At 71.3% G+C, this 13,218-nt stretch carries 13 protein-coding genes; 6 read left to right on the top strand and 7 right to left on the bottom strand.

Going from position 1 to position 13,218, the window contains the following annotated elements:
- Positions 1-35: 35 nt before the first annotated feature.
- Complete coding sequence (locus V5E28_RS18255; RefSeq protein WP_336208122.1) at positions 36-662, bottom strand: DUF6758 family protein; 627 nt, start codon at positions 660-662, stop codon at positions 36-38.
- 74 nt (positions 663-736) lie between these two features.
- On the opposite strand from V5E28_RS18255, the gene V5E28_RS18250 reads away from it, so the two are divergent.
- Positions 737-1,132, top strand: coding sequence for an NUDIX hydrolase (locus V5E28_RS18250; protein WP_336208121.1), 396 nt, complete (start codon positions 737-739; stop codon positions 1,130-1,132).
- 3 nt (positions 1,133-1,135) lie between these two features.
- Here the strand turns inward: V5E28_RS18250 and V5E28_RS18245 are convergent, their stop codons facing one another.
- The 3 genes from V5E28_RS18245 to V5E28_RS18235 form a co-directional block, all read right to left on the bottom strand.
- Entirely contained in the window at positions 1,136-2,440 is a 1,305-nt protein-coding gene (locus V5E28_RS18245) for an MFS transporter (RefSeq protein ID WP_336208120.1), read from the bottom strand.
- A gap of 70 nt (positions 2,441-2,510) precedes the next feature.
- Entirely contained in the window at positions 2,511-5,756 is a 3,246-nt protein-coding gene (locus V5E28_RS18240) for a hypothetical protein (RefSeq protein ID WP_336208119.1), read from the bottom strand.
- Positions 5,757-6,259: 503 nt separating this feature from the next.
- Positions 6,260-7,156, bottom strand: a complete 897-nt coding sequence (locus V5E28_RS18235) for a CPBP family intramembrane glutamic endopeptidase (protein ID WP_336208118.1) — start codon at positions 7,154-7,156, stop codon at positions 6,260-6,262.
- Between the two features lie 206 nt (positions 7,157-7,362).
- Here V5E28_RS18235 and V5E28_RS18230 point away from each other — a divergent pair, with 206 nt between their 5' ends.
- Positions 7,363-8,091 carry a hypothetical protein gene (locus V5E28_RS18230; RefSeq protein ID WP_336208117.1) on the top strand — a complete coding sequence of 243 codons (729 nt, stop codon included), beginning with the start codon at positions 7,363-7,365 and terminating at the stop codon, positions 8,089-8,091.
- Positions 8,088-8,636: a DUF6529 family protein gene (locus tag V5E28_RS18225; RefSeq protein ID WP_336208116.1), complete on the top strand. Its 549-nt coding sequence runs from the start codon at positions 8,088-8,090 to the stop codon at positions 8,634-8,636. Before V5E28_RS18230 ends, V5E28_RS18225 begins: the two co-directional genes overlap by 4 nt.
- Here V5E28_RS18225 and V5E28_RS18220 read toward each other — a convergent pair.
- Positions 8,633-9,571 carry an HpcH/HpaI aldolase/citrate lyase family protein gene (locus V5E28_RS18220; protein ID WP_336208115.1) on the bottom strand — a complete coding sequence of 313 codons (939 nt, stop codon included), beginning with the start codon at positions 9,569-9,571 and terminating at the stop codon, positions 8,633-8,635. The genes V5E28_RS18225 and V5E28_RS18220 overlap by 4 nt on opposite strands.
- 44 nt (positions 9,572-9,615) lie before the next feature.
- On the opposite strand from V5E28_RS18220, the gene V5E28_RS18215 reads away from it, so the two are divergent.
- The gene (locus tag V5E28_RS18215; RefSeq protein ID WP_336208114.1) at positions 9,616-10,038 is read left to right on the top strand and encodes a hypothetical protein; all 423 of its coding nucleotides are present in this window, start codon (positions 9,616-9,618) and stop codon (positions 10,036-10,038) included.
- Here the strand turns inward: V5E28_RS18215 and V5E28_RS18210 are convergent.
- A complete protein-coding gene (locus tag V5E28_RS18210; protein ID WP_336208113.1) occupies positions 9,975-10,940 on the bottom strand; it encodes an EamA family transporter in 966 nt (321 codons plus the stop codon). The two genes, V5E28_RS18215 and V5E28_RS18210, sit on opposite strands and share 64 nt — an antisense overlap.
- 97 nt (positions 10,941-11,037) lie before the next feature.
- Between V5E28_RS18210 and V5E28_RS18205 the strand changes: the two genes are divergently transcribed.
- Both V5E28_RS18205 and V5E28_RS18200 read left to right on the top strand, forming a co-directional pair.
- Positions 11,038-12,243 (top strand): magnesium transporter MgtE N-terminal domain-containing protein, encoded by a 1,206-nt coding sequence (locus V5E28_RS18205; RefSeq protein ID WP_442945832.1) that lies wholly within the window; start codon positions 11,038-11,040, stop codon positions 12,241-12,243.
- Complete coding sequence (locus V5E28_RS18200; protein WP_336208112.1) at positions 12,240-12,707, top strand: DUF1003 domain-containing protein; 468 nt, start codon at positions 12,240-12,242, stop codon at positions 12,705-12,707. Before V5E28_RS18205 ends, V5E28_RS18200 begins: the two co-directional genes overlap by 4 nt.
- Here V5E28_RS18200 and V5E28_RS18195 read toward each other — a convergent pair.
- Positions 12,691-13,161, bottom strand: coding sequence for a MarR family winged helix-turn-helix transcriptional regulator (locus tag V5E28_RS18195; RefSeq protein WP_336208111.1), 471 nt, complete (start codon positions 13,159-13,161; stop codon positions 12,691-12,693). The two genes, V5E28_RS18200 and V5E28_RS18195, sit on opposite strands and share 17 nt — an antisense overlap.
- Positions 13,162-13,218 lie beyond the last annotated feature (57 nt).

Genomic DNA, 13,218 nt, shown 5'->3' with positions numbered 1-13,218 from the left:
ACGTATCGCGTTGATGGTGAGTTGTCCGGCGAGCCTCAATCTTCCAGCCTCGGCGAGAACGCCCCGAAGGGCACGTCGAGGTCGTGGTCGCGCAGATCGAGCAGGGTCAGCTCGCCCAGCCCGATGAGGCATCCGGCATCCGACGGCCAGGCGATCGTCCACAGCCAGTTGCCCATCGCCTCGCCCGCGTAGACGGCCCGGTCGGCCGCCGCGCCGACGCACCACAGCGGGGTCGGGTGGCCGAGCACCTCGATCTTGGCGTTGGGCGGCCCGGTGTCGAACCCCTCGCCGGGATCGGGCCCGTCCAGCCCGGCGAACGCGGCTCCGAGTCCCACGCCCGGCTCCTCGGCGACGACCAGCAGGTCGGCGGGCCCCTGCGAGAGTGAGGGCCCGGTCAGCGCGACCACGCTGGCCCTGACGCCCCGGCGCTCCTCGCCCACCTCCCCGAAGCCCGTCACCAGCCAGCCGGCGGGCAGCGGCCAAGGCAGCCACACGGGCACCAGAGAGTTCTTGCGCATCTCCTCCACCGCCGTCTGGGACGGCGGCCAGGGAGGTTGATAGGGCAGGACGTCACCGTGCGCGTCGCAACGCCATGCACTCGACACCGCACTCGGCCCGTGAAGCGGGCCAAAACACCGCGGGCAGGTTGGAGCCGCTCTCACAGCTACCCACGGTGCTTCTTCAGGCGCCGCCCCGTCAAGACCGCTTCCTGTTGTCCCGCCGTAATGTTGGTCAGGTGCGCGTAAATTGTGTCGGCGCGATCGTCTTCGACGCCTCCCGGCGGCTGCTCGTCATCCGCCGCGGCCGCCCGCCTGGCGCGGGCCTGTGGTCCCTGCCCGGCGGGCGGGTGGAGCCGGGCGAGACGGACGCCGCGGCCCTGACGCGCGAGGTGATGGAGGAGACCGGCCTGCGGGTATCGGTGGGCGAGCTCGCGGGCACCGTGGACCGGCCCGGCCTGGGCGGTGACACGTACGTCATCCGCGACTATCTCGCCACCGTGACCGGCGGCTCGCTCGCCGCCGGCGACGACGCCGCCGACGCTCGCTGGTGCGCCCACGAGGAGCTGGTACGGCTCCCGCTCACGGACGGCCTGCTGGAGACGTTGACGCGGTGGCGTGTCCTGCCCGGATGACGGTCAGGCGCGCAGGTCCCGGCGGTGGTCGTCGCCGCGCAGGGTGAGCAGGGCGGCGACGCTGACGACGCAGGCCGCCATCACGTAGTAGGCCGGGATGTCCACGTCGCCCGTCGTCTTGATCAGCTCGGTGATGATCAGTCCCGCCGATCCGGAGAAGACCGCGTTGGACAGCGAGTACGCCAGCCCCAGTCCGGTGTAGCGGACCGTGGTCGGGAACATCTCCGACAGCATCGCCGGGCCTGGTCCCGCCATCAGCCCCACCGCGGCCCCGGCCACCAGCACCGCCAGCCCCTTGACCAGGCCGGACGCACCGGGATCCTGCAGCACGTTCATCAGCGGGAAGGCGAGGACGACCACCAGGGCCGCGCCCGCCACCATGACCGGCCGCCTGCCGATCCGGTCGCTCAGTACGCCTGCCGGGATGATCGCCAGCGCGAATCCGAGGTTGGCCACCACCGTGGCGACCAGCGCCTGCTGGAAGGTCGCGTTCAGGGTGGTCTGGAGGTAGGACGGCATCACGACCAGGAACGTGTAGCCGGCGGCGGACCAGCCCATGAGCCGCCCGATGCCGAGCAGGATCGCCCTGGCCACCTCGCCCGCGCCGGGTTTGGCGTGCGCCTGGCCCGCGTGGGCCCGCTGGAAGGAGGGGGTCTCCTCCAGCCGCAGCCGCAGCCACAGGGCCAGAGCGCCGAGCGGCAGCGCCAGCAGGAACGGCACCCGCCAGCCCCACTGCTTCAGATCGGGTTCCGACAGCACGGTGGCCAGCAGCGCCGCCGCTCCCGCGCCGCCGAGCAGCCCGAGCGCCACGGTGAACGACTGCCACGCGCCGTAGAGCCCGCGCCTGCCTCTGGGCGCGAACTCGGTCATCAGCGACACGGCGCCGCCGAACTCGCCGCCCGCCGACAACCCCTGCAGGATGCGGACCAGCGTGAGCAGCCACGGTGCGGCGGCGCCGATCGCGGAGTAGGTGGGCAGCAGCCCGATCAGCGCCGTGGCGCCGGACATCAGCAGCACGACCACGATCAGCAGGGGCCGCCGCCCGATCCGGTCGCCGAGCCTGCCGAAGACGGCGGCGCCCAGCGGGCGGAAGAAGAACGCCAGGGCGAAGGAGGCGTACGTTCTGACGAGCGCCTCGAGGTCGCTCGCGCCGGCGGGGGTGAAGAAGTTGGCGGCGATGATGGTGGCGAAGTAGCCGTAGACGCCGAACTCGTACCATTCGATGAAGTTGCCTACCGAGCCCGCCACCAGGGCGCGCCGCGAGCGCGCGGGATCGACGCCCTGGTCGTCGCGTGCCGTAGCCGTCATGTGGGACCTCCCGCCAGAATTGACGACAAGCTTCACCGGCAGCAATGGACGTGTCAATAACTTTCAGGCTTCACCGGTTCGAGGTGAGGGTGGACGTCCACAGGATCAGGTGGTCGTCGCTGTAGGTCGTGGAGCGGCCCAGCGCCACCACCTCCTCGCCCGCCACCGTGACGGCCGTCAGCCACTGGCTCCCCTGGCCTGCCAGGCGGTCCTTCGTCAGGTCCAGGCGACTCCACGTCTCGCCGTCCTGCGAGACCCACGCCGCGCTGTCCCCCTCGCCGGGCCTGCCGTGCCAGCCGACCGCGACGAGACCGTGCTCGGCCGCCGCCAGGTCGTAGACCGCCGCCGCCTGTTCCGCCGGGAGCCAGCTGGTCTTCCACGTGGCGCCGTCGTCCTCGGAGATCGCGGAGAAGGCGCGGCGGGCGCCGGACGACGTCTGCGCGGTGCCGATGGCCACGAGCCTGTCCTGGTAAGTGGCCACCTGGCGCAGCCCCGCCGAGGTCGAGTCCGGTGGGGCCACCCGCTTGCGCGCCTTCCAGTTGACGCCGTCCTCCGAGACCCACACCACGCCGCTCTCGTCGGAGCCGGCCCCCGCCCCGCCGACCGCCACGTAGCCGGCCGGAGTCGCGGCCAGATCGTGCACGCGCACGTCGGAGCCGCCCTGCGGGAGCCTCTTCGACCGCGTGAACCGGCGCAGGTCAGGGGTGAACCAGATGGCGGCGGACACCGTACCGGACGGGCCTCGGCCCTCGCCCGCCAGCACGTAGCCTTTCGGCCCGGCGGCGAGCACCCGTGTGTCCAGGTGGGGGTGGTCGCCCGGACGCGCCAGGTCACCGGAGATCGCGACCTTCTTCCACTCGCGCCCGTCCTGGGAGGTGACCAGGAGCGGCTCGGTGACCTGCAGGGCCGACTGCGTGCCACCGGCCGCGAGCCAGCCGCGACGGCCGAACGCGACGTCATGGAGCTGCTGCAGGCCCGGGCCGCCGAGGCTGATGGAGGTCCAGTCCTGCCAGTTGAGACTGGTCCAGATGCCCGCGTCACCCGACGCCGAGCCGACCGCGACGTACCTGCCCTCGTGGCCGGCCAGCCTGCTGGTCTCGCGGGCGACCCTCGACAGCCCGTCCACCTGCGCCAGCCGCACCCGCGACGGCTTGCCGCGCGGAGGCGCGGCCATCAGGACGAGCTGGTTGTCCACGTCCGCCGCCGCCTGGTCACCGCCCGCGAACAGGGTGCCGCCCGGCGAGATCGTGAACCCGCGCAGCGTCGCCCCCGCCAGGTCGCCGAACTCCGCCCGCTCGGTCCAGGCGCGGCCGTCGGCGCTGTTCAGCACCGAGTAGCCGCCCAGGCTCGCCAGGCTGACGGCGGCCACCCCCGACGCGTGCGAGATCAGCGACTCCACCCCCGGGCTCGCCTCGCTCAGCCCGCCGATCGTGCCGCACTGCGACCACGCGGCGCCGGTCGGCGAGCAGTAGACGCGCACCTCGCCGGTGATCGTGCGCTGCCTCGTCGGCACCAGCACGAACCTCTTCGGCGTCACGGCCAGCGTCCCGATCCGCGGCAGCGCCTCGGGGAGCTGGAAGCCGGTCGCCTCCCAGGCCCGCCCGCCGTCGGCCGAACGGATGACCCGCGCCCCCTCGCCCTGCGCCGGCTGGGCCAGCGCCACCACGGTGTCCCCCTTGGCCACCACCGCCTTGAGCTCGCCGACGTCCAGGCCGCGCGTGTCCACCCGTTCCCAGGCGCGCCCGTCGGCCGAATGCCAGGCGGCCGCGCCGGAACCGCCGTCCTGCAGGGCCGTCCTGCCGACCGCGACGAACCCCGAAGCCGTCCTGGCGATGTCGTGGACCAGATCGCCGTTCCTGAAGGCGGCCAGGCCGCTCGGCTCCACGGCCTGCCACGTCAGCCCGTCGGTGCTCGTCCACAGGCCGCGCTCGTTCAGCCCGTCACCGCCGCTGGCCAGCCAGCGGCCCGCGCCCCCGACGACCCGCTGCACCGTGGGCGTGGTCGAGCCGGTGACCTTGCCGAGCTGCCACTTCTTGCCGTCCGGCGAGAACAGGAACAACGGGCGCGGCGTCGGGCTCGTCGTGTCACTGCCCACGGCCACCACCGCGCCGCCCGCCGAGGCCATGTCGTTGAGCTTCTGGTTGGAGCCCTGGCCCGTGGAGGCGGGGACGGTGAACAGCTCGTCCCCCGACCGGCCGGTGCCCGTGGCCAGCCTCAGCCCAGGATCTCCGGTGTCGCGCCACTGCCACACGAGCACGCCGCCCGCCACCAGCACGGCCAGCGCCAGCGCCACGGCGATGGGAACGGCCGCGCTGCGCCTGCGCCGCATCGGACTCGACCGGCGGACCGCGGCGGGCGCGGGACCCCGCTGGTGCCTGCCGCCGGCCGGCCCGGACGCGACGAGCAGGTCCGGCCTCGTGGGCCGGCCTCCGGGCGGCCGCCCCACCCGCCGCACCAACTCCTCCCCGTCGCCTTCACCCCGCCGCACATCGCGGCCTCGGTCATCCCGTACGTCCTCCGCGTCGTCGCCCGCGTCATGCCGTACGGAATCCGCACCGGTGTCCGTGGCGGCCTGACCGCCCTTCGCCGTGTCGTGCCTCGTGTCGTCACGCCAGTCCGTGGACTCCTCGCCACCCTTGCGGGCGACGCCTCCCACCGCCGCGGCGGATCCAGGGACGACCTCGCCGGGCCGGGTCGCGTCGTCGTCGCGCCGGGCGGGTTCCTCATGCCCGGCGCCCTCCGCCGCAGCCGGGGTGGCGCCGGGCGGGGGTGGGCGGTGGGTCATGCGGTAGGGGGCCGTTCTGGCGCCGCGCTGGGGCCGGGTTTCCGGCTCGGGGCGCGCCGCCGCCCGTCCTTCCGGCGCCGCCTGTTCCTCTGACGGCGGCCGGTCCCGCTGGGCCGAGGCCTGCCCCGGTGCTTCCGTCCGCCGGCGGGGGTCGCCCTCCTTCGCACGGTCCGCCGGCGCCTCGGAAGGTCGCGAGGCGGCATCGAACCACGAGCCGGCTCCGGAACGGGCACCGGTGCCGGTCCCGCGCCCCGTCTCGGTCTCACGCTCCCCGCCATCCCCGTAACCCACGTAGGGACGGGGCACCGTACTGGGTGGGGACTCCGTGTCAGGGGCCGGGACGGGGCGGGGTGGGCCGCTGGCCACGAGCTTGTCGGGGCGGTCGACCGTGCGGCGGGGGCGGCGGCGGGGCTCGGTCTCGGGATCGGCCGTCGGAGAGCTGTACGGGTTGCGGCCCTTGGCGGGCTCCTGGGAGTCGTCCGGAGTGGGGGCGGCGAACGGCGGCATGCCCCAGGGGGAGGTCAGCGGCACACCGCGGGCCCTGTCATCCGAGGGGCCAGGCGGGGAATGCCGGATCCGGGGCTCGTCGGAGGAGCGCGGACCCGGAGTGCGCGTGTCGTCGGCACGAGACCCCTGGGGGTGCGTGTCAGCCGTACGAGGATCCGGGTCGTGCGCGTCGTCAGCACGCGGATCGTCGTCACCCGGCGGTCGCCGTGGCGGGTCACTGGCGCCGGAGGCCACGCGCGTACCTCCTAGTCAGCACTCGGCGAGCTGGTGGAACCTGCCGAATCGGGCCTGGTCAACGGGGCGGAGCGGTCGTGGTCGCGGACCGTTCCAAGGGGCGTCTTCCACGTTTGTGCGCATATTTCGGCATTTATGTCCTTACTCCAGGAACTATCGCACGCGACTACTTCTACCCCGGCCACCCGCGATGATCACCTCCGGAACTCGCGCAGCCGACAACATCCAGACCAGCATGCCGGAGCCGGAATGGCGAGACCTCTCTAGCGAGATTCCCGGTACCCCTCGGACATTTATCCGGAAATAGTGCTGACTGACCGCTTTTTAGCGAGATAGAGCACTCCGATGCTGAACACCCCGAGCTGCACCACCGTTCCCAGCAGCGACTGCCACGGCACCGGCACCTTGTCCTGCTGCAGGGCGTCCTCGAGCTGCCCCGCGGCCGCACTCAACCCGAAAGCCACCATGTTGTTCACGACGTGCAGCGCGATCGGAGCCTCCAATCCCCCGGTACGCACCGCCAGGAACCCCATGACCACCCCGAAGGCGAACACGTCGACCAGCCCCGCCCACGAGTATCCGTGCAGCGAGGCGAACAGCGCGGAGCTGATCAGGATGCTCCACCAGGGATTGCGCAACCGGGCCCCGAACGCCTGCAGAAACCAGCCGCGGAAGATGTACTCCTCCGCGGCGGCCTGGAACGGCACCAGCAGCACGATCACTATGAGCGCCGGCAGGAACCGGGCCCAGCCGACCCAGCCGAGCATGCCCTCGACCGTCTCGCCCGTCGCCGCCAGCGCGGCGAACTGCGCGCACTGCCCCAGGACCAGCGACAGGACCGCCACACCCGTACAGCGCAGCAGCCACGGCCAGCGCAGCCGTCCGGCAACCGAGGACAGCGTCCCCGGTGGGCGGCGCTGCACGAGCGCCACCGTGCCGAACACCACCGGGGTCACGGCCGCCAGCGACAACAGCAACAGGATCATCCCGAACACCGGATCGCCGGAGATCTGGGCCGGGTTGACGGGCGGTGGGATCTCCAGGATCAGCCCGACGACGGAGCCCCCGAGCAGCACCACCGCGCCGACCGAGAAGAAGCCCACGGCGACCAGGATGGTGCCGACGACCTGGCGCCACAGGTCGCTCGCCGGAGTTCTGGCCAGGTGATCGTAACGAGCCCCTTCGGGCACCGGAAGAAACCAGGACTGCCCAGGTGGCGGCGCCGGCGCGTACGGGTAGGCGGGCCTGCTGGGCGGTTGCGAACCGTACGGAAGATGGGGCCCGGGATTATCCTGCATCTGTATATTCTGTCCGCCTGGTGCGCAATAGTTCACAGACGGTCCGGCTATTTCGGCGGATGCTCGGGGGGTAAGCATTTCGACCCTGGGAGAAGTCCATGTCAAGGCTGGGACCTATCGTCACCCTGACGGCGGGCGCCGTGCTCGCCGTGGGGCTGGGTGTCGCCAGCATCACCGCGACACCAGCGGCGGACAACACCGTCGCCACCGCGAACGAGACCGCGAACGAAACACCGAACGAGGCACCCGAAGAGACACCTGAGGCCACCAATACGGCCGCCGACCCGAACCCTTCCGAAACACCCACATTCGAGGAGTCGACTCCGGCCGCGCCGAGGAAGGCCGACTACGCGGGGCGCGTCAAGGGCAACGGCGGCCTCATCGCCATCTCCCTGCGCGATGGCAAGGCCGTCGGCTACTTCTGCGACGGCAAGACCGAGGCCTGGTTCAAGGGCGACGCGAGCAGCGCCGACCTCGAGCTCGAAGGCTTCGGCGGCGCCAAGGTCACGGCCGAGCTCGGCGGCGGCAAGGCCGAGGGCCAGGTCGCGGTCGGCGGCAAGAAGTGGAGCTTCGTCGCCCCCACCGCGGTGAAGCCGTCGGGCCTGTACCGGGCCAGCGCGATCGTCAGAGGCGCCAGGGTACGCGCCGGCTGGATCGTGCTGAAGCGGCCGCAGGGCGGTTTCACGCAGGTCGGCACCGCCTTCCTGAACGACAAGCAGGTGCCGACCCCCGAGCTGAACGGCGACCAGCCGACCAGCCCGGTCACCGTGGACGGCACGACCGTCACCCCCGAGGACGTCGACGGTTTCATCGAGGAGATGCAATGACCGCCATCCACCAGCGACCTTCGGCACGCGGGACCGCCTCGCTGCTGGTGCCGCTGCTCGTCGGCGGCCTGATCATGCTCGCGCTCGGCGTCTACGGCCGCGTGCACCCCCCGACCGGGTTCGCGGTCGGCATCGCGGGCTTCTCCGCCGCGCTGCCGATGAAGGTGTGGCTGACGACGGGCGCGACCGTGCTGGCCGTGGTCCAGGTCGTCACGGCCCTGTCCATGTGGGGCAAGCTCGGCGTCGACATCCCGGCCGGCGTGCACCGCTGGTCCGGGAGGCTGGCCTTCCTGCTCACCATCCCGGTCGCCTTCCACTGCCTGTACGCCCTGGGCCTGCAGTACGACGTGCCGCGGGTGATGATCCACTCGCTGCTCGGCTGCTTCTTCTACGGGGTGTTCACGGCGAAGATGCTGTCACTGCGCAAGGAGAACACGCCGGGCTGGACGTTCCCGGTGCTGGGCGGGCTGGCGTTCACCGCGCTGGTCGGGCTCTGGCTGACCTCGTCCTTCTGGTTCTTCACCACCATCGGCTTCAAGGTCTAATCCTCCGGGCTGAACCGCTTGAGGCGGTTCAGCCCGGCGGCCCGGCCCTTGGCCGCCACGACGAGCGCCATCTTGCGCGAGGCCTCGTCGATCATCTCGTCCCCCAGCATGACCGCGCCGCGCTTCTCGACCGTGGTGTAGTGCTCGTACGCCTCGAGGATGAGCTCGGCGTGGTCATAGTCCTCCTGCGACGGCGAGAACACCTCGTTGGCCGCGTCGATCTGCAGCGGGTGAAGCACCCACTTGCCGTCGAAGCCGAGCGCGGCGGCCCGCCGGGCCACCCGCCGGTAGCCCTCGACGTCCTTGATCTGCAGGTAAGGACCGTCGATGACCTGCAGGTCGTGCATCCTGGCGGCCATGAGCAGCCGCATCAGGATGTAGTGGTAGGCGTCGCCCTCCTCGTATCCGGGCGGCTGCTCGCCCACCACGAGCGTGCGCATGTTGATCGAGGCCATGAAGTCGGCCGGCCCGAACACCAGCGTCTCCAGCCGCTCGGACGACCCGGCGATGGCGTCCACGTTCACCAGGCCGCGCGCGTTCTCGATCTGCGCCTCGATGCCGATCCGGCCGACCTCGAAGCCCATCGTCTTCTCGATCTGGGTGAGCAGCGTGTCGAGCCAGACGACCTCGGTCGGGTTCTGCACCTTGGGCAGCATCAGGCAGTCGAGCCTGTCTCCGGCGCCCTCGACGATCTCGATCACGTCGCGGTACGTCCACCGCGTCGTGAGGTCGTTGACCCGGACCACCCGCGTCTTGCCCGTCCAGTCGCCCTCGCGCAGGGCGGCCACGATGTTGCGCCGCGCCTCCTCCTTGGCCAGGGGCGCCACGGCGTCCTCCAGATCGAGGAACACCTCGTCCACAGGCAGGCTCTGCGCCTTCTCGAGGAAGCGGGGGCTGCTACCGGGCACTGCGAGAACGGACCGACGTGAGCGCATGCGCACACGCTAGCGGCTGGGGTGCGGGCGGTTACAGTCGAGGCGTGAGCGACAACATCGCGGCCATCCAGGAGGGCGCCAAGAAGTCCGGCATCTGCTGGCTCGACTTGGACCGCCCCCGCCTGGCCTGGCATGCCTGGCACGACGGCGCCATCTATCTGGTGACGGGCGGGGAGGAGCAGGACCTGCCCGGCCTCGGCGACCTGGACACCGTCAGGGTCACGCTGCGCAGCAAGGACAACGGCGCCAGGCTGGCGGCCTTCGACGCCGCCGTGACGGTGGTCGACCAGTCCGCCGAGCCCGACGCCGTCGCGACGCTGGCCAAGGAGCGGCTCAACGCGCGCGACAGCGAGCATCTGACGCGACGGTGGGCCGAGAGCTCCACGGTCGTGCGGCTGACGCCTCAGACCACCCGTACGGGCTCCACCGGATCCACCGGATCCACCGGAGCCGGCGGCGAGGGCTGACGGGCCGCGGTGGCCGTCTGGGCGAGCAGGGCGCCCGACAGCACGATGAGGCCGCCGATGATCTGGAAGGCGCCCAGCTGCTCGCCCACCACCGCCCAGGCCACGATGGCGCCGCCGATGACCTCCAGCGAGGCGACCGTCGCGCCCACCGCCGCCGACAGGCGCCGCACGGCGTTCACGCCCAGGATGTAGGCGATGACCGTGGCGACCAGCACCATCCACAGATACGCCCCGAGCACCGGCAGCGTGAGCGCGCCCTCGCCGGGGCTGGCGGTCGAGGTGAAGGCGTCCCACGGGATGTTCCACGGGCGGGAGAACGGCACCAGCACCACGGCTGCGCCGGTCATGCCCCAGGCGATCAGCCCGAGCGGGTCGATGTCGTCCCCGAAGCTATCGCTCATCAGGAAATATCCCGCGCAGCAGGCCCCGGCGAGCAGTCCGAGCAGCAGGCCCAAAGCGTCCAGGCGGATCCCCTGCCAGGCCTCGACCACGATGGCCAGGCCCACCACGGCGGTCACCGCGCCGACGAAGGCGGCCTTCGCCAGCCGGACCTTGCGCACGAAGCGGACCCAGATCACCACCATCACCGGCGCCATGAACTCCAGCAGCAGCGCGATTCCCACCGGCAGCCGCGTGATCGCCACGAAATAGAGCGACTGCACGCCCGCTACGGCGATGGCGGCGTACAGCGCCACGAACGGCCAGCGGGAGCGAGGGATGCGCAGCGCGGCCGGCCTGAGCGCCGCCAGCACGGCGATCAGCAGCACCCCCGCGCCGGCCATCCGCACCCAGACCGCCTCCATCGGCGCGAGCCCGCCGGCGATGAGGTACTTGGCCATGGGGCCCGAGAAGGCGAAGCCCATAGAGGACAGAAAAGCGATCGCCAATCCCGTATATCGCATACGACACCACCTGAGAAGTAATTACCATTCAATATGTTTGATACTGACAGGTACGGGGTCCGCAGCGCAATGCCGTCGCGCTGTTAGCCTGACTGACGTGCAGATCTTCGTGGCCCGCCTGGCGGGCACGCCGGTCTTCGACCCCGCGGGCGACAAGATCGGCCGCATCCGCGACGTCGTGACCGGCCTGCGCGGCAGCCGGCCGCCGAGCGTCCACGGCATGGTGGTCGAGGTACAGCCACGCCGCCGGGTCTTCCTGCCCATTACCCGCGTGCGCGGCATCGAGGCCGGCGCCGTGGTCTTCACCGGGCGGATCAACATGCGCAGGTTCCAGCAGCGCGCCACCGAGACGCTGGTGATCGGCGAGATGCTGGACCTGACCGTTCGGGTCCAGGGCGAGGTGATGACCGTCTACGACGTGGCGATGGCCGAGACCAGACCCTCCACCTGGGAGATCACCAAGGTCGCCGTCTACAAGGGCCGGCGCAGGCGCGAGCCCCTGATCGTCGACTGGAGCGAGGTCGAGGGGTTCGACATCCTGCAGGACGACCAGGGAGCCGCCGGGCTCATAGCCTCCTTCGACTCGATGCGCGCCGCCGACATCGCCAGCGCCCTGCACGACCTGCCCGGCAAGAGGCGCAACGAGATCGCCCGTGCCCTCGACGACGACCGGCTCGCCGAGATCCTGGAGGAGTTGCCGCCCGGCGACCAGGTCGGCATCGTCGGCATGCTGGAGCCCGAGCGGGCCGCCGACGTGCTGGAGGAGATGGGCCCCGACGACGCCGCCGACCTGTTGCACGAGCTGCCCGACGAGAAAGCGGCCCAGCTGCTCGCGCTCATGGAGCCGCAGGAGGCCGCCCCGGTGCGGCGACTGCTCACCTACCCCCCGGACACCGCGGGCGGCATGATGACCACCGAGCCGGTGATCCTCCCGCCGAGCAGCACGGTGGCCGAGGCGCTCGCGCACATCCGCCAGCAGGACCTGACGCCCGCCGTCGCCGCCCAGGTCTTCGTCACCAGACCGCCCAACGAGACGCCCACGGGGGCCTACCTGGGCGTCACATACTTCCAGCGGCTGCTGCGCGACCCGCCGTCCACACTGCTGGGCGGCGTCATCGACCCGTCGATCGACCCGATCAGGCCCGACTTCACGCTCCCGGAGGTCGCCTTCTACCTGGCGAACTACAACCTCGTGGCGGCACCCGTCGTGGACGAGCTCAACAGGTTCGTCGGCGCCGTGACGGTGGACGACGTGCTCGACCATCTACTTCCCGAAGACTGGCGCGAGAAGAGCCAACCATGACGACCGAACGCCTGGACCAGCCCCGGGACCTGCGCCGCTCGTTGCGTCCGCACTACGATCCGGAGGCGTTCGGCCGGCTGTCGGAGCGGATCGCCCGCTTCCTCGGCACGGCCCGCTTCCTCGTCTACATGACCGTCTTCGTGGCGGTCTGGATCATCTGGAACGTGCTGGCCCCGGGCGGCCTCCGGTTCGACCCGTACCCGTTCATCTTCCTCACGCTCATGCTGTCGCTGCAGGCCTCCTACGCCGCGCCGCTCATCCTGCTCGCGCAGAACAGGCAGGACGACAGGGACCGGGTGCAGTACGAGCACGACCGGCGGACGGCCGAGCGCAACCGGGCCGACCTCGAGTATCTGACCCGCGAGATCGCCGGGCTCCGGCTGGCCCTGAACGAGATGACCACCCGCGACTATCTGCGCTCGGAGCTCCAGCGGCTGGGAGAGGAGCTCAGGGAGCAGCGGTGAGATCGCGCTCGGCGAGCCTGGCCAGCATGCCGCGCACCCGGGTGATCTCGCACGGGCCGAGCGGGTCGATGAATCGCGCCTTGATCTCCCGCAGGTAGGTGGGGGTCGCATCGGCCAGGCGCTCCTCGCCGGCCCTCGTGAGGACCGCGAACAGGCCGCGGGCGTCGTCCGCGCACGCCTCCCTCGTCACCAGCCCCTCACGCTGCAGCCGGTCGATCAGCCGGGTCAGCCCGCTGCGGGAGAGCAGCACCCGGCCCGCCAGGTCGTTCATCCGCAGCCGCCGCCCGGGCGCTCCGGCCAGGTGCGTGAGCACGTCGAAGGAGGCCAGCGGCAGGTCGTGGGCGAGGAGCAGCTCGGTCTCCAGCTGGCGGGTGATCCGCACCTGCGCCCGCTGCAGCATCCGCCAGACCGTCAGCTCCTCGGGAGTCAGGCCCTCGTCGTGCGGAACAGTCACGCAGTAACCTTAGAACGTTGCACGGACACTCAAAAAGCGCGGATCACCGCGCTGGAT

Origin of the sequence: Nonomuraea sp. LPB2021202275-12-8 (genome assembly GCF_037044575.1) — a bacterium.
Taxonomy (GTDB): Bacteria; Actinomycetota; Actinomycetes; order Streptosporangiales; family Streptosporangiaceae; genus Nonomuraea.
This window is presented reverse-complemented; position numbering and strand designations above follow the sequence as displayed.